At 48.7% G+C, this 25,674-nt stretch carries 26 protein-coding genes; 10 read left to right on the top strand and 16 right to left on the bottom strand.

The features are described 5' to 3' along the window. Nucleotides 1-5: 5 nt before the first annotated feature. From H581_RS36285 to H581_RS0106255, 14 genes are all read right to left on the bottom strand, one after another. On the bottom strand, nucleotides 6-590 hold the full coding sequence (locus tag H581_RS36285) for a hypothetical protein (RefSeq protein ID WP_156889514.1): 585 nt from the start codon (nucleotides 588-590) through the stop codon (nucleotides 6-8). Then, nucleotides 587-1,066, bottom strand: coding sequence for an RNA polymerase sigma factor (locus tag H581_RS0106315; RefSeq protein WP_028609275.1), 480 nt, complete (start codon nucleotides 1,064-1,066; stop codon nucleotides 587-589). Before H581_RS0106315 ends, H581_RS36285 begins: the two co-directional genes overlap by 4 nt. Nucleotides 1,067-1,309: 243 nt before the next feature. Further along, on the bottom strand, nucleotides 1,310-1,975 hold the full coding sequence (rpiA, locus tag H581_RS0106310; protein WP_028609274.1) for a ribose-5-phosphate isomerase RpiA: 666 nt from the start codon (nucleotides 1,973-1,975) through the stop codon (nucleotides 1,310-1,312). A 24-nt stretch (nucleotides 1,976-1,999) separates the two neighbouring features. After that, a complete protein-coding gene (locus H581_RS0106305; protein ID WP_084134488.1) occupies nucleotides 2,000-2,773 on the bottom strand; it encodes a Rossmann-fold NAD(P)-binding domain-containing protein in 774 nt (257 codons plus the stop codon). A 1-nt stretch (nucleotide 2,774) separates the two neighbouring features. After that, complete coding sequence (locus H581_RS0106300) at nucleotides 2,775-3,689, bottom strand: FTR1 family iron permease (RefSeq protein WP_028609272.1); 915 nt, start codon at nucleotides 3,687-3,689, stop codon at nucleotides 2,775-2,777. 85 nt (nucleotides 3,690-3,774) lie between these two features. Then, the gene (locus H581_RS0106295) at nucleotides 3,775-5,256 is read right to left on the bottom strand and encodes a copper amine oxidase N-terminal domain-containing protein (protein WP_028609271.1); all 1,482 of its coding nucleotides are present in this window, start codon (nucleotides 5,254-5,256) and stop codon (nucleotides 3,775-3,777) included. A gap of 25 nt (nucleotides 5,257-5,281) precedes the next feature. After that, on the bottom strand, nucleotides 5,282-6,394 hold the full coding sequence (locus H581_RS0106290) for a hypothetical protein (RefSeq protein WP_028609270.1): 1,113 nt from the start codon (nucleotides 6,392-6,394) through the stop codon (nucleotides 5,282-5,284). Nucleotides 6,395-6,580: 186 nt separating this feature from the next. After that, the gene (locus tag H581_RS33250; protein WP_051250496.1) at nucleotides 6,581-8,179 is read right to left on the bottom strand and encodes a hypothetical protein; all 1,599 of its coding nucleotides are present in this window, start codon (nucleotides 8,177-8,179) and stop codon (nucleotides 6,581-6,583) included. Continuing rightward, on the bottom strand, nucleotides 8,176-8,925 hold the full coding sequence (locus H581_RS33245) for a glycosyltransferase family 2 protein (RefSeq protein WP_051250495.1): 750 nt from the start codon (nucleotides 8,923-8,925) through the stop codon (nucleotides 8,176-8,178). Before H581_RS33245 ends, H581_RS33250 begins: the two co-directional genes overlap by 4 nt. Then, entirely contained in the window at nucleotides 8,922-10,406 is a 1,485-nt protein-coding gene (locus tag H581_RS0106275; RefSeq protein WP_028609269.1) for an alkaline phosphatase family protein, read from the bottom strand. Before H581_RS0106275 ends, H581_RS33245 begins: the two co-directional genes overlap by 4 nt. 7 nt (nucleotides 10,407-10,413) lie before the next feature. Continuing rightward, a complete protein-coding gene (locus H581_RS0106270; protein WP_028609268.1) occupies nucleotides 10,414-11,346 on the bottom strand; it encodes a lysylphosphatidylglycerol synthase transmembrane domain-containing protein in 933 nt (310 codons plus the stop codon). Between the two features lie 149 nt (nucleotides 11,347-11,495). Continuing rightward, on the bottom strand, nucleotides 11,496-11,900 hold the full coding sequence (locus H581_RS0106265) for an ester cyclase (protein WP_245599944.1): 405 nt from the start codon (nucleotides 11,898-11,900) through the stop codon (nucleotides 11,496-11,498). A gap of 18 nt (nucleotides 11,901-11,918) precedes the next feature. Next, a complete protein-coding gene (locus H581_RS0106260) occupies nucleotides 11,919-12,272 on the bottom strand; it encodes an ester cyclase (protein WP_028609266.1) in 354 nt (117 codons plus the stop codon). Nucleotides 12,273-12,358: 86 nt separating this feature from the next. After that, nucleotides 12,359-12,910 carry an NADPH-dependent FMN reductase gene (locus H581_RS0106255; protein ID WP_036717988.1) on the bottom strand — a complete coding sequence of 184 codons (552 nt, stop codon included), beginning with the start codon at nucleotides 12,908-12,910 and terminating at the stop codon, nucleotides 12,359-12,361. Between the two features lie 195 nt (nucleotides 12,911-13,105). Here H581_RS0106255 and H581_RS0106250 point away from each other — a divergent pair, with 195 nt between their 5' ends. Both H581_RS0106250 and H581_RS0106245 read left to right on the top strand, forming a co-directional pair. Then, complete coding sequence (locus tag H581_RS0106250; protein ID WP_028609264.1) at nucleotides 13,106-13,867, top strand: ArsR/SmtB family transcription factor; 762 nt, start codon at nucleotides 13,106-13,108, stop codon at nucleotides 13,865-13,867. Between the two features lie 199 nt (nucleotides 13,868-14,066). Continuing rightward, nucleotides 14,067-14,465, top strand: coding sequence for a CHRD domain-containing protein (locus H581_RS0106245; protein ID WP_036717985.1), 399 nt, complete (start codon nucleotides 14,067-14,069; stop codon nucleotides 14,463-14,465). A gap of 95 nt (nucleotides 14,466-14,560) precedes the next feature. Here the strand turns inward: H581_RS0106245 and H581_RS0106240 are convergent, their stop codons facing one another. Further along, on the bottom strand, nucleotides 14,561-17,809 hold the full coding sequence (locus H581_RS0106240; protein WP_036717936.1) for a carbohydrate-binding protein: 3,249 nt from the start codon (nucleotides 17,807-17,809) through the stop codon (nucleotides 14,561-14,563). A 218-nt stretch (nucleotides 17,810-18,027) separates the two neighbouring features. Next, nucleotides 18,028-18,417 (bottom strand): winged helix-turn-helix transcriptional regulator, encoded by a 390-nt coding sequence (locus tag H581_RS0106235; protein ID WP_028609261.1) that lies wholly within the window; start codon nucleotides 18,415-18,417, stop codon nucleotides 18,028-18,030. 225 nt (nucleotides 18,418-18,642) lie between these two features. On the opposite strand from H581_RS0106235, the gene H581_RS36960 reads away from it, so the two are divergent. The 8 genes from H581_RS36960 to H581_RS39590 all read left to right on the top strand — a co-directional run bounded on the left by H581_RS36960 (nucleotide 18,643) and on the right by H581_RS39590 (nucleotide 25,654). Beyond that, nucleotides 18,643-19,848: a stalk domain-containing protein gene (locus tag H581_RS36960; RefSeq protein ID WP_028609260.1), complete on the top strand. Its 1,206-nt coding sequence runs from the start codon at nucleotides 18,643-18,645 to the stop codon at nucleotides 19,846-19,848. Between the two features lie 400 nt (nucleotides 19,849-20,248). Beyond that, nucleotides 20,249-21,076 (top strand): ATP-binding cassette domain-containing protein, encoded by an 828-nt coding sequence (locus tag H581_RS0106225; RefSeq protein ID WP_028609259.1) that lies wholly within the window; start codon nucleotides 20,249-20,251, stop codon nucleotides 21,074-21,076. Further along, nucleotides 21,052-21,918: an ATP-binding cassette domain-containing protein gene (locus H581_RS0106220; RefSeq protein WP_028609258.1), complete on the top strand. Its 867-nt coding sequence runs from the start codon at nucleotides 21,052-21,054 to the stop codon at nucleotides 21,916-21,918. The genes H581_RS0106225 and H581_RS0106220 overlap by 25 nt, the downstream gene beginning before the upstream one ends. 5 nt (nucleotides 21,919-21,923) lie before the next feature. After that, a complete protein-coding gene (locus H581_RS33235) occupies nucleotides 21,924-22,733 on the top strand; it encodes an energy-coupling factor transporter transmembrane component T family protein (RefSeq protein ID WP_051250494.1) in 810 nt (269 codons plus the stop codon). 11 nt (nucleotides 22,734-22,744) lie between these two features. Beyond that, entirely contained in the window at nucleotides 22,745-23,323 is a 579-nt protein-coding gene (locus H581_RS0106210) for a hypothetical protein (protein ID WP_051250493.1), read from the top strand. 69 nt (nucleotides 23,324-23,392) lie between these two features. Then, nucleotides 23,393-24,838 carry a PQQ-dependent sugar dehydrogenase gene (locus tag H581_RS0106205; RefSeq protein ID WP_028609256.1) on the top strand — a complete coding sequence of 482 codons (1,446 nt, stop codon included), beginning with the start codon at nucleotides 23,393-23,395 and terminating at the stop codon, nucleotides 24,836-24,838. A 101-nt stretch (nucleotides 24,839-24,939) separates the two neighbouring features. Then, on the top strand, nucleotides 24,940-25,119 hold the full coding sequence (locus tag H581_RS0106200; protein ID WP_028609255.1) for a hypothetical protein: 180 nt from the start codon (nucleotides 24,940-24,942) through the stop codon (nucleotides 25,117-25,119). Between the two features lie 331 nt (nucleotides 25,120-25,450). Next, nucleotides 25,451-25,654, top strand: a complete 204-nt coding sequence (locus H581_RS39590; protein WP_028609254.1) for a YgaP family membrane protein — start codon at nucleotides 25,451-25,453, stop codon at nucleotides 25,652-25,654. The last annotated feature ends 20 nt before the right edge of the window (nucleotides 25,655-25,674 follow it).

The following is a 25,674-nucleotide window of genomic DNA, read 5'->3' as shown; positions in this document are numbered from 1 at the left end:
GGACCTTAAAAATTATTATAGATCACGTCGGCCGTTACTTTCCCGCTCGCAACGTCTCCCGTGGTGAAGCCGGACACCGTGTTACCTACTTTGAACTCTTTGCTGACCAGCTGCTCAGATTGATCCGGAGCCGTGTCGCCCGTAATGCCGTAAGTCGTATTTTCATTTACCTCCACCCACAGCTCGCCGATCCGGAAGCTTTGGCCGTCAGCGCCTACTTCTTCAATTACGCCTTCGATATTGACCTGGCGCTTCGCCGTCGTGCCCGCTCCAGGGCCATTGTTTTCTACGATGCCGCTGCCCGGGTTGTTTACAGCCGGATCATTGGCAGTGCCGCTGCCGGTTTGATTAACCGCATAGATCCCCAAGGCCAGTACCGCGCTTGCCGCAATCCCCGCCGTCCAGATCACTGCCTTACTTTTCTTAGCGGTTGGATTCGTTGTTTTCATATAAATCTCTCCTCTTCGTTTATCGATATCGATTCGTTTGTTCCCTTCAAGATTTAACCGCTCAAGCGTGCGTTCCTGAAAGTCCTCGCTCGTTTTCAATTTGGAAACGGCCGATTTGTAACCCGATTTTTTCATCTTCACAAATCACCTCCTATAACCGCTTTAAGCTGATTACGTCCGCGCGCAAGCCAAGTCCCTACGGTTGCAGGTTTGGCATGGAGAATGTCCGCTATTTCTTCCAAGGAATAGCCCTCGTAATAATGCAGATGGATGGGGATACGATATTTCTTGTCCAAGGACAATACAGCCTGCAGGACCATGTAATCATCCTTCGGAAGGTAAGACAGATTATCCGGTATCGGGTTCCGGCTTTTAAACCAGCCCGTCTTCAGCATGTTCTTGCATTTATTGATCGTCGTTCGGATCAACCACGCTTTCTCGTGTTCGCCGCTCTCGAAGACGGGGGATTTCTGGAGATAAGCGAGGAACACGTCCTGCGCCGCTTCCTCCGCGTCGGCAACGTTTTTGAGATAAGCGAACGCGATCTTAACCAGACTGTCGGAATAATTGACCACGGCTTTGCGAACGGATTCATTGAGCTCATATGAATCGTGCACCTGATGTCCCCCTTTCACTAGTAATACAATTGAGCAGCCCATTATTTTTCACTCGGTAAAAAAATAGGGGGCAATCGTTTTAATAAGCTTGCACACGGGGCTCCTATCAGTATGTCCGACTCCCAAATCAGGAAACAGCCCGTTGCGATTTAAAACAAACAGAAGCCCCTTGGCCGCGGGTGGCCAAAGGGCTTCATTAACCTCGAATCGCTTGCCATGCAAGCCATCCGGAATTCAATTCGATTATAGTTCGCCGACCTCGCCGTTATCGTAGCCGACAATCACTTTGCTCGCCATCTGCACGAATAGTCCGTTGTCGACGACTCCCGGAATGCCGTTCAGCTGCATCTCCAACCGCCCCGGCTCCATGATCCTGCCGAATGCGCAATCCGCAATGTAATTTCCGTTGTCCGTCAGAAATCGTTCCTCGCCTTTCATTCGAATCACCGGCTCGCAGCCAAGGCCGATCAAGTGTCTGACCGTCAGCTCGTTGCCGAAAGGAACAACTTCGACGGGCAGCGGGAAATCTCCCAGATGGGTAACCAGCTTGCTTTGATCCACAATCACGATCATCCGGTCGCTCGCCTTCGCCACGATTTTCTCCCGCAGCAGCGCCCCGCCGCCGCCTTTAATTAAATTGCTGATGGAATCGACTTCATCGGCGCCGTCAATGGTAAGATCGATAGGTCCCGAAAGCTCGGCAAACGGTATGATCGGAATCCCTAATGCCTCCGCCATCGCTTCCGATTCGATAGAAGTGGCAAGCGCCTTGATCCGAAGGCCTTCCTTCACGCGCGCGCCTATTTTTTGGATAGCCCAGTAGGCAGTCGAGCCCGTGCCTAAACCGACGACCATCCCGTCCTCGATATATTCCACCGCGCGCTCCGCCGCGATCCTCTTCGTCTCCATATGCGATCAGCCTTTCGTTCTTGTTTACCGCCGCCAATCCTCATTTTTTGCGCGGACGGACTTCATCAAATCGACATTTACGTTTTTTTCATCGGCCATATCAATTAACGCATTCAAATCTTTGGGCAGGCATTTCCCGGAGAAGCCCCGGCTCTCCTCATAAACGAACGTATGGCTTCTGCCGATCCGCGGATCTTCAAGCCAAACTTCCCTCAGCTCATCATAGTTGATTTCATAAGCTTTGGCCAAATCATAGAATTCATTGCAAAACGCGACCTTCAGCGCCAGGAAGCAATTCTCCATATATTTCGCCAGTTCCGCCGTTTTGGCATCCGTGAGCACCAGCTTCACCTCGGCATTGTATACCTTCTGATATGCCCGGACCGCCATGCTTATATCTTCGGATGCCCCGCCGAACGCCAACCATTTTCGGTGACTAAGGCTTGCGAAGGGATGGTCCGCGGTTTCTCCGTAGTATTCCGGCTGGAAAACAATCCGCTTCCCCGTCTTTTGTTTCTGATCATCCGTAAATCCTACCGGAATGGTCGATCTGACGACAATAACCTCCGCCTGCAGCCATGCCAAAACCTCCTCTACGATAGAAGAGTCGCATTTCCCGCTTGGATGCTGCGGCGTCGGAACGCAAACGAACGCGACATCGCAGTGATTCACATCTTCTCGGCTTCCCAAGTGTAAAGGTTCATCATAAACCGCTGCGTCCGGGAACAATACGTGCATCGCTTTTCCGACATGACCATATCCGACAATGCCGACCTTCATTTTCAGTTCACGCTCCATATTAGGCTGCTGATTTTTCGACTGCTTCTATCACAATCCGTTTTCGCTGAACGGCCAACAGAACAAACAGAAAGAAATAATAACCCCAATACAACAAAAATTCCTCCACGGAAGGATTCTGGGTATAACCCAAAAAAGCTTTCATGAAAATTCCGACTTGTCCGTTGATTAACGGCCGGCTGCCGGTATCGCGGATATATTGCGTTTCGTCGATCGGATGCTCCGGCATGAATGCCGTAATATTATAAACCTCTCCGATCTCCCCTCCAGCTGTCCGAAAAATGCTGCCCATCATGCCAATATCCTGCATAATACCGACTGCCTGCACCAGAAGCCCTGCCGAAATCATCATGAGAAACACGGACGTAATTCTGAAAAACGTGCGCAGGCTGATTTTTTTGGTTCCTTTGAAAAAAAGATACCCGACGACCAAGGCTAAAACAAGTCCTCCCAGCGCGCCCCAGCTTTCAAGCGCTTTCTGGATATCCCCTCCCGTAATCGCGGCAAAGAAAAAGACCGTTTCCACACCCTCTCGCACGACCACGAGAAAAGAGTGAAGCACCATATTAACGACGCCGCCTACGGTTAATATAGATGCGATTTTATTTTGCACTTTTCCCTGCATGTCGCCCTGACGGCTCATAAACATAACCATATGGGTCAGCAAACCGCAGGACACAAGCATGATTCCGATTTTCAAATAATTTTGGCTGCCCATGCTCGCGAATCCGGTAAATATAATCTGGAAGGCCAGCGCAACGCCGTAGCTTGCGGCCAAAGCAAGCACCACTCCGACCCAAACCCATTTATGCCAACGCGTTTGTTCAATCCGGGTCAGATAGGTTAGTATTACCCCTACGATCAATATGGCTTCCAGCGCTTCGCGAAAGGTGATCAAAAACGCCTGTAAATCCATGCTTCCATCTCCTGCCTTCTACAGTCACATTTATAAGGAAGACACCTGCGCCAATAGACGCAAGTGTCTTCCTCTTCCAATTCGCTTAGCGAAGGATAATGATTTCGCCTTTACTATAAAACACATTATTGCCAAACAGCTCAGCCACTGCCCTCAGCGGAACAAACGATCTGGCGTTCTTCACGACAACAGGCTGGTCCAGTTTCACATCCGCGTTGACTTGACCGTTTTGCACAATTTCATCCGAACCGAGCTTAAGCTCGGTCGTTTTGCCGTCTTTCACGATGATTACCTTCTTGAGAGCGTCGTCATAGCTGACCTCCGCCTTCAGCGCCTCTGCGATTACGCGAACCGGTACCAAGGTGCGGCTCGTTTGCGGGTTGATGTAAGGTGCGACATCCGCTTCATAATCCATGCCGTTAATCTGGTATTTTTTATCGTCAATCTTCAGCTGAACGCCGTCTTTCGCCACCAGAAACTTTAGCACTTGGAAAGCATTCGTCTCGGCGGACGCAAGATCGGATTTGTCTACCGCATCAGAGAATTTCTGCGCGAAAGCTGATGCTGCCGCATATTTCTCCGCACCCAGGAACACTTCTTGAGACGCAAGAAACATGTTCCCTTCCATCGCGTATCCGCGTGCGCCTTGTAAATCGTCAGCTTTCAATTTGACAAAAGCCTGGTTAACGTACTCGGATACTTTGCCGATCATTGTCAGCTGCATTGCATCCTGAATTTTTTCGAGATTGACTTGGCTTGCATCCCCCGATGCGAAAACGCTGCGGATGTAATCGGCGTCTGCCGCGCTGCCGCCTTTCAAATAAGTGTATATAGGCATAAAGAAGAAGTAAGCTTCGGTAAGCGCAGCCGGTTGATCGGCAGCCGGCTTCGTCGGTATGCTTTTCGCATACGTATGAACAGCGAGCGCAAACGTTTTAATCAGCGTCTTATCCAGCACCTGACGATGGACGTTGAAGTCATCCGCATTTCCGCTTTCAAGGTCGCTAAGCAGCTGTTCGATCGTGCCTTTCAGAATGTCCGCCATGTGCAGGCTGTACGAATTGTCGCGTTTTACTACGGTAGACTCAAGTACACCTTCATAAATCTGAGCAACTTTATAGAATGCCGTTTGAGCCGTCGCCATGTCGCCGTCTTTGAGCGCCGGTCTAACCTGGTTGTTAATGAGATCGCGGATAGCGAAGTAGAAGTACCACTGCAAGCCCTTATCGACAGCCTGTTTGGCTTGACCCACATTCAGGGAGCCAGCAATCGCATTGTCCAAAACAAGTACAATGTTATCGTCGATCTTCGGGTCATCCGGTTTGATGGTCGCGTCGATCCGTTTCACTTCCGTTTGGAATTTATCCACATAGAAAGCTTTTACGTCACTGAGTACCGTATTATCTGTGAACAAAGCTTTAATGTCGGCAAACGCTTTGATCCGGTCCGCTAAAACCGAATCTTCGGTAATCTTGAATTTGCTTTCGGCACTTACAGCGGAAGCCAGCGTAAAGAAGGATGATACCACGAGCGAAACGCTTAAAATCATTGCTAACCATTTGCGCATTTTAATCTCTCCCATATTATCATTTTTATAACCATTTTTTTTTGCGGGCAAGCCACACGGCTCCGCCTGCCAGCAATACAACACCGCTGATAACCGATACGCTTACCAGAGGATTCGTTTTATCGGATTGCTCCATAGGGGCATGCGCCGAAAGCTCCTCGCCGGATTCCCCTTCACTGCTGCTGTCGGTTGACGCAGCTTCCTCCCCTGCAGCGGCATTCAGCTCTGCAGTTTCCACCGTCTCACTCACCGCAGGAACGGGTGTTGCTGAAGCATCGGCATCCGTTTCAGTAACAGCATCAGCGACGTCCTTGTCCGACTCGTTGCCGTCCTGCCCTGCATTAGCTTCAACAGATTGGTTATCCGCTTCAGATGCTTGATCAGCCGCTGCCGCATCGGTCCCCGCAATTGCGGCAGGCTTTTCACTTCCCGTGATATCCGCCGGCTCTTCAGACGGCTTCTGGGTTGCAGCAGGCTTCGGGGATGCAGTCGGCTTTGGAGTTACAGTTGAACTTGGAGTTACAGTTGGCTTTGGAGTTGCAGCAGGCTTGACATAAGCCTTATAAGGGAACAAGGGCTTCACGATACCGTAAATGAAATTCACCTTTTCCTTAAATACGTCCGGTTCCGCTGCTTTCTGGCCGACGCCGAACAGACCAGGATTTCCAAGCGCTTCCAGTGCCGCATCGAACGCCGCGTTTATTTCGTCAGTCTTTGAGCTGACATAAGGCTTCAATGTATCAAAGGTAGCTTTTGCTTTTGCGAGCAGCAGCTTCGTTTGGGCATAATCGTCGAAGCCCTTGATCGCATAAGCGAAGCGTCTATCCAGATTCATCACAAGCACAGCTTTGAAATTGGCTACGGTCAGTTTGGCGTCCTTGTCCTTGAAATTGTTATCAAGCGTTGCACCCACCGCTTCGCCGAAGTGCGACACAATTTCCGGTCTCCGGACTTTATAAGCTTCTTCCGCAGCTTTCCAATCAGGCGATGCACCGGCCAAATTAGCTTCTACCAATTTGAATGTTTCAGCAATATCTTCCGTATTGGCATCTCCGTAAGAATAGGCCAGCGCTTGGGACGGCGCGATATGTAACGCTGCAGTAACCAAGAGAAGAACGCATAGCAGCCAACGTTTCATCTCAACACCTCTCAATGATAATATTTCTCACTCACAATTTAAAATGATAATCATTATCGGTCAAAACGTCAATACTTGTGTCAGCTATTTTTTCGGCAAACTTTCAGTTATCTCATTTTTTAGCTTTTACCCTCTAAGAATCCAATAGTTTCTGAGGTCACCGCAAAAAAAATGATGACAATGTCATCATTTTTTGATCCACTCGTATAAGGTAATATCAGCATACACCGGATCGAATAAGGGGTCCGATTTGAACACGGCGACCGGTTTCACCTGTTCCCGCACCTGCCCGCCTTGCTGTTCGAATCCTTGCAAAACATGATCCGTGAGCAGTACACGGCGTTCTGGATTGGCGGCCGCGGTCGCTTCGAAATACTTATAGGTAAAGATCCGCCGATGCTCGTAATCGGCTCCCAAATATTGCAGCACGCGCGTTTCCTCCCAGGTATACAGCAAGAAGGGCTCCTTCAGCTCGCTTGCATAGCGGTGAAGCTGATAAACCGCCGGAACCTCGGCAGCCTGTCGCTGAAGCAGATTAGCCCCGCTCGTTATCTGGGCGGAAACGAGTGCGAATAGCAACACATGAATGGCTATGGGGATGGCAGACGAACGGATAAGTCGTTCCGGCAGACGCGCAGCCCAAAGTGACGATGCCGTAACGTAAGCCGCACAGTATATGAAAAACAGAATCGGACCGACCACCGGGGCGATATGTCGGGGCTTCTCGATATTTTGACCGAATAACGCCCACAGCACATACACGCCGCTGGAGACAGCAAGCCAAATGTAAAATTGCCGGTTTGCCTGTTCCTTAGCCGGAGCCGGCTGACTTCCCTGCGCTGCGGCGCGATTAACCCCGTTCATAGAAAATAAATGGTGCCGCCATAACCGGCGCTGCCACAGTCCCATGCCGGTAACTGCCAGAAGCAGTGCCAGCAGAATGCCAACGATGGCAGATCCTCCAAGCAGCGCATGTCCGATCAGATTATGACCCATTAGCTGCGTCAGACGCCGGCCGAACTCCATATTGGAGGAAGCGACTCCTCCGCCCCACTCTGAGAAATGGCCTTCAATAAAAGCAACGGAAAGCTTCCAAAAACCGCTCAGGGTCCCCTCCGAGAGCGCCAGCCCGACGACCCATACAAGCTGAGCAGACAAAGCCGCCGCAAAGGACAGCCAAAGCCGCCTGCCCCTCTTCCCCTTTCGCTTGTACTGGACCGCCCACAGCGGCAGAAGAGCAATTCCGAACGGAAAGAACGATAAGCGTGTTCCCATCAGAAGCCCAAACAGCAGCAATGGAACGATATGCAGCAGCATGGAGCCCGGACGTCCCATCGCTGTCCGTACGCTCCATAAAAACCACCACAGAACGGCAATGCCCGCGCATTCGGACATCGGCCGCGCCGACATCAGCCATAAATAGGGACTCGTCAAGACAAACGCGGCGAACAGCAGGCTCTTGCCCCCGCCGCCGGTGAAACGGTGTGCCAGCAGCGCCATCGGAATGGCCGAGCTGAACGCCGCCAGCGTGTTGAATACGGACAATGCCTGAACGGGGTCCTGGATCCAACGATGAATGACGGTGGCTCCGAGAATAAAATAAGGGTAGCCCGGAAAATGCGGCTGCATGGCGAGCAAATCGAACCGGTACAGAGCAAGCGCAAAATCCACCTCGTCCCAACTACGCGCAATTGGATTGGCATTGCGAATAGACAAATAGACGGATAGGAGAATAACAATGACGCTGAAAAACACCGTACCCGCTTTGAGCGCGGCACGTGTCATGGATGAGCTCTCTCCTCGCGGGGCAAAGCCTCCCCTGCTCTCTTTGCGGACAATGGACGCCTCATTTCCATATAGATCGCAGGAATGACGGATGTCACGTATTGCCGGAACTTAATAAAAGATTGCCCCATTGTGCGCACCTGATAGGAGATCGGTACCTCCTCAAGACGAAATCCCTGCCTTAACAGGTTGATCGTTAGTACCTGGGCATAATTATAATCGTGAATAATTTCCGCCTTCTCCATAGCTTCGCGGGAAAATCCTCTCATCCCGGATTGTCCGTCATAAATCCATTTGCGAAGCAGCAAAGCCTGCAGCAGCGTGAATACGTAGTTCCCGAGCCTTCGGTGCAGCTTCATCCCGCGAATCTGGCCTTTGAATCGCGAGCCAAAGGTATAATCGGCGCTGCCTGCAATAATCGGCGCGAGAACGTCGGGAATTTGCTCGGGCGGGTATTCATTGTCGGCGTCGATCATCAGCCCGATAGCGCCATCCATTCTGCAGCATTCCGCCAAGCCTTCGCGAACGGCAGCACCAAGACCGCGGTTGCGGGGAAAGGAAACAACACGGTCGGCTCCCGCCTGTTTCGCAACAGCCGCCGTGTCGTCCGTGGAGCCATCGTCAATGACAAGCACTTCTATCGTGTAATGCGAATGAAAATTTCTCGGGACTCTGGCAATTACGCTCGCGATATTGCTTTCTTCGTTGTGCGCCGGCATGAAGACGACAATCTTCTGTTTGCTCATGATGTTTTCCTTTCCCGATCCGCGTTTGTCTTCATGGACTCCGAGAGCACTGTACCTCTGCTGCTGCTTGGAACCGGAGCTCCAAGCAAATAAGCTAAAGTCGGAGCAATCGATATGAGGGAATGCTTCTCTTCGATGCGTAGACCTTTCTTGATTGAAGGACCGTGCAGAAAGAACGGCACAAATCGCTCCCCTTCATCAAGGTGGCCGTGCCCGCCGATACCGTCAGCCTGTCCGTGGTCCGCGCAAATAAGCAGCGTCGTATTCTTCATCATACCGCGGTTATCCAACCAGTCTACGAACTCTTCGATTAAACGGTCGGCTTCCTCGATCTTCTGCAAATATTCATCATAAAGCACGCCCCTGCTGTGTCCGGTTTGGTCGACGCCAATCAACTGAGCCACCAGCAAATCCGGATTTTGCTCGTCCATGATTCGTTTCGCGCGCTCGATGATATTCCGGTCCGCAGCGTCGTTATGCATCACGGCCGTAACGCTTTCCACGTCGCTTCCCATTGAATCGATCAAATGGGCGATGCCCAGCAGCCTGCCGGTTTTGCCGACCTTGCGGAGCGAATCGAAAATACTTTCTACCTTGATGCCGAGCTTCCACACCATGTTCGACCGAATGCCGTGTTCGCGAGGGTACGTGCCCGTGAACATCGATGAGAAGCAAACGACCGTACGCGCCGGATAGACCGTTTCCATTTGGGCATACTCGGTTCCTTCGGCCCTTAGTTTCTTCAGAAAAGGCGCATTCGCTTCTTCGAACCGTTCCTTGCGCATGCCGTCAATAACAATGACGATTACTTTCTCGTTTACAGCCGTCTCCGGCCAGCCCGACTTATCCGTTAGCGGAGAATCCTCCGCCGGCTTCCAATCGAACAGATTCGCATGAAGCACGTAGCTGTATAGCCATAAGCATACGGCAAATATAGCCGGCGCAAGCAGATGCGGGGCAACTGCAACGGAACCGGTAGGATAAAAAACAGAATAAAAATGATTCCAAATCAACAGCAGCAGCAAAAACTTCGGCATCTGCTCCTGCGCGTTACCGCTGGTCGAATCGCTGTTCTTCAGCACCAGCTTCCAGAAACGGGTAAAATTCCACCATGACGTGCCGATCCGTAAATGGTAATAGAACGTGCCCCAAAAATAGACGGTGAAAAAAAAGAATAGGCCAAGCGCAAGCAAATAAAGGGAAAGGCTCCCATGATCCCAGACGAGCAGCGCGGCTATGAGGGGCAGCCACAAATAGTTGCGAAGCAATAGAGGAAAATCAAAACAGTAATAAATAACGAAAAAAGGTAACGTTACCAACAGCCCGAGTCCTGCCGCGCTCCAGAACGAAGGATCGGACCACTCTCCTATGCGATAAAGCAGAAAAACGCCGAGCACAAAAATCGGGGTGAACGGTTTACCTTCATTCAACAGATTCCAACATCTCGCAGCCACAATTTCAAACGGGGATGCCTTTTTCATAATAAAATCATTCCTTTGCTGTTCTTCTTTCCTTGATCCATATTCTCGCTTCCCTCCAGCCGAGCGGCATGCGAAGCAGGGAATAAGCTCCCATTCCGAAGGCGAACACAAATTTGAACGCATGCGACAAAATCGCCGCCCCGTATGCTTCCCTCCCGTTTATTCCGAGCACTGCGAGCGAACCGCTTAATGTGCTCTCGTACGTACCAATTCCTCCAGGCGTAATATGAAAGACTTGTCCGGCAATCGTCATGCTGTTGGCCCAAACGAGGGGGACGGCACCCAGATTCAGCCCGAGTATGCTGGAAATGCCGAAAATAACGCCCGCTTCTAAAATCCAGCTTACTGCTAACGCAGCCATGATGAACAGCCCTTTGCCCGAGAGCATCGTTGCTTTGAAATGCGCCAAGTGTTTTTGTATCAGCGGTATTTTTTTTATGACCGGTAGCTTGAAACAAACAGCCAGAAGGACTGCTGCTGCCAGCAATACGGCGACCCATAGCCAAGAGGATGGTAGACCCAGCCAAACGATGCCCGCGCCGGCATAGAGGCATAAAACGAGCATATCGAGCAAACGCATGACGGTTACCGAATACAGCGCTTCGTCCCATGTTTTATTGGCCATTTTCTTCAAAAAACCGGTACGGACAATGTCTCCGACTTTTAGCGGCAGCAAATGGTTTATCAGCAAACTGTAGATGATGCCATGAAAAAAGATGCTAAAGCGTTCGTTTGCTCCCGTATACCTTCGCCAAGCCTCCGCCTTCAGAGCGAACGACAGCAAATAGGCCGTAAACATGAACATAAGCCACTGCGGCTGCTTTACAAGCAAAAGTAGATCGCCCAGCCATTGATCCTTATCGAACCACCGCCATGTCATCCATATAAAAACAGCAAGCAATGCAATAGCCGACAGACGCATGATCCATTTTATAGACATACTTAAGATAATCCCTTTTCTTTAACAGTAATTAATAATCATTCTCAATTGATGATATGTTTTTTTGAGACAAACGTCAATGACTTGGTTTATTTTACATCCTAACTTAAAAAACCCGACCTTGTGCGGTCGGGTTCGTATACAAGCCCCTATTCCCCCCGTATCTGGCTCCACATCGTCACCATATCGATCCAGCCGCGATGCTCGGCAATCTTACCGTCGAAGACCCGATATTGACGGTACAGCGTGACATCGATGGTATGCCCCGTGGGCTGGTTTCCGAAAAACATCCCTTTATGCGTGCCCTTCACCTTCATTCTGACAAGGACCTTCTCCTCTTGGGCGATGATGTCTTCCACCGTGTAGCGTTTATCGGGAAAAGCCGCCAGAATATTCGCCGCGAACTGCTTCAAGCCTTCCTTGGAATGATAACTGAGCTCTTGGTAATCGTCGGATAAATATTGATCGGCGCTATTCAAGTCGTTCCGGTTCCAGAAGTCCTCGATAAATGCGGTTACCGTCTCCGTATTCATCTGCTCTATTGTCTTCATCATGATCCATCTCCTTTGTCGTTATTGCTTAACCGCCTGAATTTGATGCAAAAGCGTTCCCGTATCGAACCATCCCCGATGCTCGATAATTTCGCCATCCACAACGCGGAATTCACGGAACTGTGTGACCTTCACGGCCTTGCCCGTAGGCAAATTGCCTGCAAACGAACCTGTATGCGTGCCTGTAATCAGAATTCTTGCCGTTACCTTATCTCCCTGGATTAGAATTTCGTCCACGGCGCAGCTCCGATCCGTAAAGGCCTCCGTGATTTGCGGGGCAAAAAACTGATCGGTGCGGTACAGCTCGCCGTGATTCGCTTCATTTTCAATAAACGCGGTTACCGCTTCAACATTTTTCCGTTCCAATGCGTTCATGGCCAAACCCAACCTCTCCTTTGTTGTTTGCCGCCTGACTTGCCTTAATTACCTGTAAGCCTGCTGCGGCCAATGCCGCCGTGCCGTCAGTTCGCTGCCGCAGCCTTGGCCGCAAGCATGCCAGTCAGTTCCACGAATTGCTCGACTGCGTTTTGGATTCTGCTTCTCATACCTTCATCCAACGGGGCGCCATCCGGGTCAAAAGCATTCGATCCATACCCGATCGAGATCCACTCCGGACAATTCACGCCGTGCAAATTACGCACGATCGTCTGCAGATGCGTAAGCGAGCTTACGCCCACCGGGCCGCCTGCGGAGCTTACGGAGAGCACCGCCTTACCTGCTACATGTCCTGCGTTCATATAGTCCAAAGCGTTTTTTAGAAGCCCCGATACGGAGCCGTGATATTCCGGAGTCGCAAGGATCAATCCGTCCGCGTTCGAGGCGGCTTCCAGCACACGCTGGACATTTGGATGAAGCTCCTGTTCATCTGGCGAAAAAAACGGCAGCGGCTGTTCCCGTAAATCAACTAACGTGACCGATATTTTACGATTTTTCAATAAGCCTTCGATATACCGTAGAAGACACGTGCTTGATGCATTTGTACGGTTACTGCCCGCGATCATCATCATGTTCATATTCAACATCACCTTTCGCTCTCTTTTTTAAAATGGGATGGCCGAGACCGCATGCCGCCGGCTGACAAACAGTCCGGTTTGTGATAACATGTGACTATATAGTCACTCTTATCGTATTTATGATACGTTACCTTATGGTCACATGTCAAGTGTTTCAAAGAAACTTTATTCAGGCTGTAGATGGAGGTGTTCCGATTGAATAACGACATATTTAAGGCGCTCTCGGATCCTAGCCGCCGCACGCTCCTGGATCAGCTTCACGCTTCGGACGGACGTTCGCTCAACGAGCTGTGCGCGCCGCTCGACATGTCCAGATTCGGCGTCATGAAGCATTTGAACATCCTGGAGGAAGCCGGGCTCATTACGACGAGGAAAGTAGGCCGGGAAAAGCTGCATTATTTGAACGCCGTGCCCATCCGCCAAATTTATGACCGTTGGGTAAGCAAGTACGCCGAGCCGTGGGCATTCGGATTAACGGCACTACAAAACGACTTGGAGCGTGAACCGAATATGGAAAACAAACCCCGGCATGTAAACCGGATCGCCATTAAAGCGAAACCCGAGCAGGTATGGCAAGCGCTCACCGACCCTGTAAAGACGTCGAAGTTCTGGTTCAATTGCGCGATCCGCTCTACCTGGGAAAATGAGTCTCCGTTCGAGCTCTGGAACGCGGATGAGAAGAAAGCGGAGGGCGTCATTCTTGCCATCGAACCGCCGCGCAGGCTGGTGTTGAGCTGGCGCTTTCTCTCGTTCCCGGATGCGGCCGGCGATGCCCCTTCCCGCATGACGTGGGAGATCGATCCGCATGCCGAGCTTCCCGGCGTGACCCTCGTAACCGTCGTGCACGACGAGTTCGAGCAGTCTGCCCGCACTGCCGAGATCCTCGAGAACGGACTGCCGATCGTCCTTTCGGGCATGAAGACATTCCTCGAGACCGGATCGACGTTAAGCGATTAAAGGAAAGGGCAAAAAAAATCATAAACGCGGGACAAATGAACGGACCGAATCTATCAATCTAGCATACGATGCTCTATCAAGCAGAAACGCCTGTCGGCTTTCTTAAGAGAGTCAGCCGACCGTTTCGCGGAGAATTCTAGGCGCTTATAAGCGTAAAACTTATAAACTCTTAGAGTTCAATAAAAGCGAGGTGAGGAGCATCAAAAAGTTTAGAGCTATCTTGAGTGGAAGAAACGAGGTGCCACCCGTAAGGACGATTGCTTCAGGAAATGCTTTATTTCAGCTTAATCGCGCAGGAGACACCTTGTTATTTAAGCTGGTCGTCCGGGATATTAGACGTGTAACCGAGGCTCATATCCATCTTGGGCCAAAAGGAGTGAACGGCCCCGTAGTCGCCTCCCTGTTCGGCCCCTCGGCATTCGGCATTACCGTAAGGAAAGGAGTTGTCCTCGGACGATTAACCGCAAGCAGCTTAGTCGGTCCTCTCAGCGGAAGAACAATCGCCGAGCTCGTCCGCGAGATTAATAGAAACAACGCCTACGTCAATGTCCACACCAAACAAAACCCGGATGGCGAAATTCGCGGCCAAATCTCTTAAGCAAAAACCCGACCTCATACGGTCGGGTTTTGCTTGTTGGAGGTGAATCGCGGTTGTGAAAACCACAATTCGCCGAAGTGTGCTATTGCGCTCTATCAATCATTCCACAGCCGGATGAGCGCTTCCGCATCCGTGTTCAGAACGGATTTGGCGCCTTCTGTCACGTTAGGGCTCATGGCTGCATTATTTAAATGTTTGACAAAGTCGCCCATATGCTTAACTGCTTCTTCAGGACTCTCTTTATCCAGATGATGCTGAACCTGCTTAAGCGAATTCGCGAGCTGGTTCACGAGGGGTCCGCTTACATCTCCCGAAGCCTCGTAGCGCTTCATTAATTGCTGAATGGAATTTACACTCGTTACAACTTGAAAACCGATCGTCTTCGTAAGTTTGTTGCCCGATTGATCCTCGATCGTAACGGTTGCCGTCTTAGCTCCAAGATTTCCAGCCAAGTCGATGTTAATGCTCTCTTCTTTCGTTGGATATTCCTTGCCGTCAATGGTGATCATAGCCGTAACGATCGCCGATAGGCTGCTCCCTATTTTAAAGATTAAAGGCGCGTAATCCTCGAACGTATCTCCATCCTTCAATTCATTCCCGTTTGCGGAAATCGTGTAAGAAGGAAGTGCCGCCTCTTCATTGACCGTGATTCCGTTCGACGCATTTCCCGATGCATCCACATTTCTTATGAAAATGGAGTACGCCTTGTCTGGTTCGATGCCTGAGATCATCGCGGTTTGAATGCCTCTTTTCACTTCAAGGACGTTCCCGACCTGCTGCCCATCGCTGAAAAGCGTAATTTGCGTTTTAACGGCATCCGTATCATAAGGCCCATCCCAATTCAGCTTGAAATGATCGTCTCCGCGAATCACCCGGATATTCTCCACCTCGCCGGGAGGAATGTTGTCGACCTCCGGATCCGGCGTTGGGGTCGGAGCCGTAAACACAGCCGGATCACCGAACGTGAATTTGTCGAAGTTATACAACCAGTCGCTGCCCTTAAACAACAGGAAGACGATGTGCTTGCCCGTTACGGGGGCGGTTACGTCCGCCGAGAAGACCTTGAAATTTTGCCATCCGCTGGTACCTGATACGGCGGCGGTCGCTATAACCGGACCGTTCATGCCGCCGATTCTGACTTCAATCGTCCCCCCGCTTGTGGCGCTTGCTGCTTGCACGTTGAATTTGGAAGGACTCGTGCTGCCAAAGTCAATGTAGTTGTACATGGCATACGGGTTATTGGGACCGTATATGCCCGCCAGATACATTTGCCCGCCGCCGCTTTCCCTGCCGAAGCCCGAACCGCTTGTATGGTCTTCCGCCTCCAGCTTACCTAAGGCATCCCTTGCTTTCCCCTTTACGGTCGTAAAAGTAAACCAGTCCAAATTACACGGAAAGTCGCTCCCGTCCTTGCCGTGGAAGATGAGATAGACATCATGGATACCCGCCGCCGCCGTTTGATCGATCGGAGACATGACGTCCACCCACTTATTCCAATCTCCGAGTGCCGGAATCTCTATGACGCCTACCGTCGGACCGTTCAGACTGTCCAGCTTCACTTCAACCGTGCCGCCTTGATTGCCGCTCGACACATGGAGCGTAATGCCTGCGGCGCCCGCTCCGAAGTCTATTCCCGTATAAGAGGCATAAGCGCCGTCGTGAATGCTGTCCAGATAGCCCCCGTTTTCATTTTTGCTAAGACCCGAACTGCCGTCGTAATTTCCGGCTTTCAGCTTCGCGTACGGGTCCGTTTCGGTCGGATCCGTTGCGGTAAATCTGAACCAGTTTAGATTAAATAGATAGTCGTCGTTTGTTTTCTTGAACAATAAATAGACATCATGGATTCCCGTTACGGTAACGGTATTTCCTTCATCATCCTTCAGAAGAGTGACCGCATCCAAGTAGTTGTTCCACCCGCCCGTTCCTTCAACGTTCAAGGTGCCGGCCTTGGGGCCCTGCAAGGAATCAAGCCGGATTTCGATTTGGCCGCCGCTTGTTCCGCTGGCTGCTCTGGCAATGAACCCTATTGCGCCTTCAGCGCCGAAATCCACATTTTTATACGCGGCATAGAAGCCGGGCTGAATGCCTCCGAGCTGGGACGTTCCTTCAACGGAGCCCTCCATTACAAAACCGGTTCCGACATTGTATTTTTCCGCCTCGATCTTATTGTAAGCATTCTTTGCCGCATATTGCAGCTCGACATCGACCGGTTTGATCACCGACAAAGCTTCGACGGCGCCGGACGATGACCATGATTCGTAGGTTCCGGCCAGCAGCTGCCCCGCCCAGTTGCCATCGACGATATTGCTTGCATTCCGGTGACTCCACGCCATCTCGGTATTGAAGGCAAGCCAGTAGTCGAACTCGCTGCTAAACGCCGTATACTTGCTTTCGCTTTGTTCATCCAGAGCCTTCTGCAGATAAGCCATATTCCGCATTAAAATCGTTTTTCCGCCTTTTAAATCTCCATTCGGCCCTTCATAGTTCAGGATCCGGTTGGCGTCGACCATATGATTCATGGTATGGCTCGCCGCTTTCACGGCATCGTCCAAATACAGCGCGTTTCCGGTTGCTTGATAGAGCCCGACGGCCGCCCCTATGTAAGTGCCCTGATTGTAATGGGTCGCGCCGCCCTGCACGCCGTTATCGACCTCGATCCGGTCGTATATTTTTCCATTCCCGTCCGATAGCATCGTTTTGCCCCAGCTGAAAATACGGACGGCCGCATCTAAATAATGTTCATCCTGCGTAATGTTATACATATAGATTGCCGCTTGCGCCGCCGGGAAGTTAATGCAGGAATTTTTCGTATGATGCTCGGAATTCAGCCACCAGATGCCGCCGCCCGCAAACCCGTCGTCCCATTGGGTATCGAATACGAAGTCAAAATAATAGCTGGCCTTGTCCAAGTATCTCTGTTCTCCGGTTAATTGATAAGCTCTGGCGGAACCCATGGCCCACCACATGATATCGTCGTTGAACGGGTTGTTCGTCCAGTCCTCGCCATGCATGGCTACCGCGCCGTCGAATATATCGTCGATTTGGGTCCTCAGACTGGCTTTCAATTCAGGATCCGACGTATGAACGTAGGCGTCCATGACCATTTCCCAAAGCTCCGCTTCCACCCAGAAGCCTTGATGGCCGTTGCGATTCGAATTACTCCAGAAGGTCTTTGCGGCCGGATCCCAAAACATCTCGTTAAATGCCTTGATCGCCGTATCCGCATCGGATGCGGCGAATGCCTGCGTCCGTTCTGCCCCAATGGGCAATAGGGATGACCAAATGAGGGAAACCGCCGCGGTAAGCACGATCATAGGAGACAGGATTTTCTTCTTCAATCTCATCACATCATTAACCTCCGTTCAAAATAAATTCCACGGGCAAGCCGAAGACGGTCCGGTCATGCCGTATGACCGCCTCCATAAACCTTAATTATAAGCGCTTTCATTACCAATTTAATGGCATATCATTTAAAAGTCAATATATTATTTACGTATATCATCATATCATCTTGATAGACAAAAAAACCTGACGGCCATGCCGACAGGCTGATTTCATGCTCTTATTCTTTTTCCGTGCTTTTGCTCTGAGGGAGGTCCGGTTTCGCCGCTTCCTCGTCCATCGTGCCCATGTGGCTTATATATTCGACGCCCCATTCGACGAGCTGCTCCAGGTGGGGAATCAACTTCCAGGCGATCGGGGTGAGGGAATACTCCACCCTCGGCGGTACTTCCCGGAACACCTCGCGGTGGATCAAGCCGTCTTTCTCCAGGTCGCGAAGCGTGTTCGTAAGCATCGATTGGGTGACGTGAGGGAGCGACCGATTAATTTCGCTGAACCGTTTTGCTCCGTCATGCAGCGTCCACAAAATATAAACCTTCCACTTTCCGCCGATCAGGCTTTGCGCCGTAAATACCGGACACTTCAAAAATTCCTCGCCGTACTTGGCCATTTGTATCGCTCCAATACTATGGTTTTTGATACTATCTATTAATTATAATAGTACTTGTTCAAATTCCGGGTATCTATTATTCTACTATTGTAACAAAACAACTGGAAGGAGTGAACCCGAAAAACGGCAGTCCGGATTTTTTGGATACGCCGGTCGTTTTTTTCGCTTAGATGTAACTGATTCGGTTACAAAAATACTCATAATAACATTTTTGGAGGTTACACGATGAAGAAACAAGTCGCTTCTATGCTGCTGATCGGTTTATTATCGGTGTCCGCTTCGCTGCCCATGACTGCAGCAGCGGATGCAAAGACGGATAACGGGATTAAAATCGTCATTGACGGGTCGGAGGAGGCTTACGCGGATGCCCCGATCGTCAAGAACAAACAAGTGTTCCTGCCCCTCAGAGTCGTTGCGGAAGAGCTCGGAGCAGCAGATATCGTCTGGAGCACGCCGGAAAAAAGCGTCACGCTGCAAAAAGGCGATACGAACATATATATTCGCATAGGCAGCACAGAGGCAAATATCGGCGGAAAGGCAGTGCAGTTGTCCGTTGCGCCGTTCGTTTCCGGAAGCGGAAAAACCTATGTGCCTGCGGATTTTATCGGGCAAGCGTTAGGCAAACGGGTAACATGGAATGCATCCGTCAAATCTGTATCGATTGAAACAAGGAATAAAGATAAAGCGGTAGAGGTGTTAAAAAGCTTTGAAACAGGAGACTCTGCCGCAGCCCTGAAATGGATCAGCGCCGACAAATACATTCAGCACAATCTTGCTTTTCCGAGCGGAAGAGAGGCTTTGGTCGGGGCAATCGGTCAATTGAAAGGAGCGGGCGTAACCTATGATATCGCACGGGTTATTGAAGACGGCGATTACGTAGCCGTTCATTCGCTTGTGAACCTGTTCGGCTCGAAATCCGCCGTATTCGATATCTTCCGTTTCGAGAACGGGAAAATCGTGGAGCACTGGGATAACTTGCAGCCGTTTGCCGAGCCGAATCCGAGCGGTCATACGATGGTAGACGGAACGACGGAAATAACGGATTTGGACAAAACGGATGGAAACAAGGCGTTTGTCCGGAAGTTTGCGGAAGATGTATTTATAGGCGGCAATATTGCGGCGATGCCCGCTTATATCGACGGAGAAAACTACACCCAGCATAACCCGATGTTCGGGGATGGCTTGTCGACAGTGATGAAGGCGTTTGAGGGAATGGCCGAACAAGGCGTTTCGGCGAGCATCGATAAGATCCATATGGTCATCGGCGAAGGCGATTTCGTACTGGTCGTAAGCGCAGGAACTTTTAACGGCAGCCCTAATTCCATCTATGATCTGTTTCGGTTGAAGAATGGCAAGCTCGTCGAGCACTGGGATGTCATCGAGACAATTCCGCCGCAGGATCAATGGAATAATACGAACGGGAAATTTTAATCGGGATGAAGGATAACCAAGTCAATCGGATGGGTGATGCAGCAAATGCAACTGTAGAGAATGCTGCGTAAACGGGGCGGCAAAACGCCTCCCCCCGCATCCGCATATATAAAACTAAGCCCCCACCTTGAATAAGGATGAGGGCTTTCGTGTGTTTTAGGGTGTAAAAATCGACAGATAGGGTTAGGGGTTAGGGCCTATGCGCCCCTCATTCCCGTTTCATGACCGTTGTTGCCTGCGAGCACCGCTCAGCTTCTTTCCGCTCTCTGCAGGCATTTATCCATGCCCTACTGATTGAATTCTATAATAAAAAGGGTTAATCAACCGAACCCATAAATATAATAAAACAATTGAATATTTAAGAAGTTTTTCTTTTTCAGGGGGAGGCTACGAAAAAACAATGATAAACCTTAAAAATATCTTCTATCAATATAGCAAAAACGATAACTGGGCGTTACAGGAAATTAACCTTTCTATCTTCCCGGGTGAATGGGTAGCCATCGTGGGAAGCAACGGCTCCGGCAAATCAACCCTTGCGAAGTTAATGAACGGTCTTCTCATTCCTACGCGAGGAGAGATCCATTTCTTTGGTCGAAATCCTTGTAATGAAAATGATCTGTGGGAAATTCGCCGGATGGTGGGTATTGTGTTTCAAAACCCCGATTCACAAATTGTCGGAAACACGATAGAGGATGATATTGCATTCAGTCTTGAGAATATAGGGGTTCCCCCGGTGGAGATCGATAAACGACTAACCGAAGTTATGGACCAATTTCAACTGTACCCTCTGAAAAATCAATCCCCTCATACGCTGTCACCCGGTCAAAAACAAAAGCTCGCCATTGCGGGGGTCTTAGCCATGAAACCAAAGGCTGTCATTTTTGACGAAGCTTCATCGATGCAAAGTCCGAAAGACGCTCAGGAGTTATACCGAATGATGTCTGACTTACATCAACAAGGAACGACCATCGTGCAAATTACGCATGAAATGGAAGACCTTTATGGCTGTGAGCGCATCATTGTATTACAGGATGGCATGGTGAAGTTGGAAGGCAAGCCTGGCGAGATCCTTGCTAATACGATCATGATGAAAGAGGCTGGTCTAATTCCGCCTTTTGCGGTACGTATTCGGGATTCGCTTATGGAAAGCGGATATGATGAGATCCGGAATGCAATTACACCCGATCAGTTGGTGAAGCAGATATGCATATCAGCTTTGAAAACGTAAGTTATTGGCACGCCCGTGGAAATCCATTCGAACACCGTGCTCTAAACAGAATATCATTGGACATTCCTCCGGGCCAGTTTGTTGCAGTAATGGGCTTAGCCGGTTCCGGAAAAACAACCTTTGCACAAATGGTTAATGGTTTGGTCTTTCCTCACCAAGGAGAAGTAAAAGTGGGCTCATACCGTATCATTCACAAGCATAAAGACCTGTATTTTTTACGGTCTGAAGTCGGGTATGTATTTCAATATCCGGAACATCAGGTGGTTGGAGAGAACGTATTTGACGATATCAGTTACGGACTGCAACGTTTTCATCATGAAGAAAAACATCTGTCTTCCCTCGTTAGACAGATGATGGAATTCGTTGGGTTATCTTATGAAGAGATAAAGAATCGTTCGCCTTTTCGGTTAAGCCGGGGTCAAATGCGGCGCGTTGCACTGGCGGGAGCATTAATTACAAATCCTAAAATCTTAATATTGGATGAACCCACAGTCGCTCTTGACCCGAAAGGGCGAGTCGATTTGCTTTCATTGATAAAACGGCTTCATGAACAAGAACACATAACTATTATTTACATTACTCACCGCTTGGAGGAAGCGCTTGAATACGCGGAGCGCATTGTAGTGTTTGAACAAGGAAAGGTGTCCGCAGATATGAAGCCTTGCGAAGTGCTAGCAAGGTTACAGGATTTATGCCGTGCCGGTATTGTCATGACGCCGCAGCTTCGCTTTATACGGGAAGCAAATAAAATATTGCCAATTAGAATTCCTGGTCAAGTCATGAAAGAACAGCAATTGATAGACCACATCATTCATTTGTTCAGAAAATCCCGGGGGGAATAAACAGATTGTTTGAACACTTACTTATTGGGCGATATATTCATAAACAAAGTTTTGTTCACCGATTAGATCCCCGCACAAAGCTCGTCGGGGTATGTTTATATATTCTTTTGATTTTTGTGACAAATTCGATTTCCATCGTGATTGTGCAATCGGCTGTATTACTAGTGCTGTTCGGTATTGCGCGCCTTTCCTTTTATTTTTTATGGCAGGGGCTAAAAGTGGTGTTGCCGCTCATCACTTTTATTGGATTGATATCATTGGTGAGCTATCAAGAAGGCTATCTGATTGGGTCCGTAGGACCCATTGAGATTTACAGTGAAGGTATTCAGTCAGCTATTTTGCTTCCAGCCAGATTCAGTTTACTGATTTTTTCCACTTCCCTACTGACACTCACCACTTCCTCTATGGAATTGGCGTTTGGTTTTGCAAGGATTCTTCGCCCGCTGCAATGTCTAGGCTTTCCAAGTGAACAATTCTCTTTTATGCTTACCGTCTCCATTCGTTTTATCCCTACATTTTTGGAAGAACTCGATATCATCGTCAAAGCGCAAACAGCTAGAGGATCCGGTTTTAATCAAGGGAATATGGCAAATCGGATGAAATCATTCGTTTCCTTGATCGTTCTATCCATGTTATTTACAATACGCCGTGCGGAACAATTGGCCCTTGCCTTAGAATCACGTTGCTATCGAGGAGGAGTAGAAAGGAACTGGCGTACGACGCATCAAATGGGTTGGCGTGATGGAATCACAGCCATCGTAATCTTGTTCCTTATCATGATCACGATCATTTATGAATTGCAAAAAGTCATTTAGGAAGTGATGAGATGAAAAAATGGTTCATGTTTTGGTTTCATTCTGCGAATAAGGACGCCTTTGACCTCCGCCAATATTTTCATCGTACATCCTCTAAAACAAAAGAAATGACCTTTACCGCTTTCTTAGGTGCACTGGCGGCCATTTTTCAATCGGCAGGCGGGTTTATGCCCGGAGTTGGCTACCTTTTTAGCCCTATTGCCACGGCGCCTATTGTATTAGGTACAATCTACTCCATCCGTTCAGGGTTGCTGGCATATTTGTTAAGCATAGTATTGTTGATGATTATTCAACCAAGTGAAATTATTGTATTTCCCTTTACAACAGGGTTATTAGGACTCGGCATCGGGGCCGGATTCGTTTACCTAAAAAAACGGATAACCATCCTTGCTTTAGCTTCTTTCCTTTTGTTTGCAGGTATAGCTATTCTGTTATATGGGTTTCGATTCCCTCTATTTGGGCCGTCGATCGGGTCGGCTATTACCATCATAAATATCGTGTATATCTATTTCTTTTCCTTTTTCTATTGCTGGTTATGGGTTGAGATCAGTCTTATTTGTTTTAAGAAATTAAGAATCATGCTGGATTAGAGCTAACATAATAGAACAGTTCTAATCATATTCTCATTAGAAAAGCAATAATAAGGAGTGTTATGTTAGTTGATAAAAGTTAAAGTTAGTTTACGGCCCATTGTTAGTAAGATAAATTTACCCACTGTTTTGAAAACAACTATACTTCCGGGTGACTCAATCGAAAGATTATTTATTGCGACCCAGGTAGGAGAGATCTTTTACATAGGTGACGGAGTAATAAGGACTTTTTTAGATATTCGCTCGCGAATCATAAAACAAGGTGTTTCTGGTGGCGGATATGATGAACGGGGATTGCTAGGGCTGGCGTTTCATCCTCAATTTTATTATAACGGTCTGTTTTATCTTCATTATTCAGTAGCTGGAACACAAGGTCCAGGTGCTCTTCCTGATTCAGAAGCTGCAAGTCAAGGTGCTCTTCCTGAATTTTTTAAGCCTAACCCGTGTGACCCCGGAACCTTAAACCTCAAGTGGATAAATAGAGAAATTCAATATGACCATATTGATACAGTTGAAGAATGGATTTTAACATCGAGTGGTCAACCTCAACAACGGCGGACATTACTTCATTTAAGAAGACCATTTTTTAATCATAATGGTGTCAATAGCTTAAACTTTTCACCTGAAACAGGAAAACTTGTTTTAACAACCGGAGATGGCGGATCAGGCTATGATCCATTTAATTTAAGCCAGGATGATATGGAAATCGCAGGTAAAATAATTGAAATTGATGTCGCTAAGGATACATCTATCTATAATCCACCCGTAGTCACACGTTTCAACGAACTTCCCGTACCTATCCAGGAAATGCTTACGGTAATTGCAAAAGGGGTACGCAATATACCTGGCATTTCATTTCAAAGGTTTAATCATCAGTATATCAAATATGCGGGAAATGTCGGACAGGATCTTGTAGAGTCGATTTTTTCATTCGTTCATTATAAACCAATACCGGTTACTCAGCTTATTCAAGCTTCTTTAATGAATTCTGAGCCTGACCAAGAAGGATTTATAAACTTTGGCTGGCGAGGGTGGGAAGGTGCTTTTCCTACTTCGTTTATAAGGGGCTGCTCTACAAATCCAACTCTGGATGAGAAAACAATTGCTTATTACAATGATGCAGTAAAAACTTCAGTTCGGCGTCTTCAGCCTCTAACCAGTTATTTTCATAAAGATCCCCGACCCGATAAGTTTGAAGGAACTGCACTTACAGGAGTCCAACCCTATATGGGGAATGGAATCCCCGATTTAAAGGGAAGCGTTGTGTTCACCGATTTTGCCCGGCAAGGATCTGGGCCTCCGGTTAGAGGGGCTTTAGCTTATACCAGGGTAAGAACAGATTGTAAACGAAATGACTTTAGTGTTATTGAAAGCAATTATGATTTTGGGTCCCAATCTGCTTTTTATGCTAGTTTGGGAACGAATCTTGATCAAACCAGACTATATTTAGGGGTTTATGGCTCTATGAATGTGACGGATTATAACCAAGGTACTGTTTTTGAAATTGTAAAATAAAAAAGAGAAAGCCTTCAACTCCTCACTTTTGTCGGAAAGGCGGAGCAAATTCGCATGAGCTTTCTGGCGGAAAAGCTGGGGATACAGGCGGTACGATAAAAATGCTGAAGCGTTTTCCCCCTTCATTTCATCAATATTACACAATTGACTGGGGAATTTCTGTAGTCTCGCATTTTTGGGAGCAAAAGATTGCCACGCGGGCGTACTTAGGCGAGCCGTGGCTTGGCAAATCTACAATTCCTCACCGCGTGATGCTGAGGCTGTTTGGTGAGGTGACGTAAGTCAGGCTGTCCTAACGTCCCCTTCCGTTAGTAGAGTAACCTCTCATGTTCCGTTTATGTTTTTTACGACCTTGTTCTTTATAAGGATTTATTTATCTTAACAAGGATTTAACACATGTTTCGATAAGATAGGGGTTGAAAATAACCAAAAATCCGGGTGTAGATGGGAGGGGCAGAATGAGCAGCTGCGCCAACGCCAATATATGCAAATTTGAAAAATGGCCGCGGTTTATGGGGTGTATAGTTTGTTATGCTTTCAGTTTAGCGGTTTTTGCAATAAAGAGATTGGTTAAACGATAACATTAAAACGAGGTATAGAAGGAGAGTCAACATGAGAAAAAATGTAGGCGGTTCGGAACGATTTCTGCGGTTTATACTCGGTATTGCGATATGCGGCTTATTTTTCGTGTTAGAGGGCAACTTGAGATGGGTGGCTATGATTGGGTTATGGCCTCTGGGCACATCTGCAATCAGCTGGTGTTTGTTGAATAAAATGATTGGTAGGAATAGCTGCAAGATTCAATACAGTAAGTAAAAATCCCACCTAGTGATGCT

Source organism: Paenibacillus harenae DSM 16969, from assembly GCF_000422465.1.
Lineage (GTDB): Bacteria > Bacillota > Bacilli > Paenibacillales > Paenibacillaceae > Pristimantibacillus > Pristimantibacillus harenae.
The sequence above is the reverse complement of the archived record's forward strand: the minus strand, read 5'-3'. Positions and strand labels throughout refer to the sequence as shown.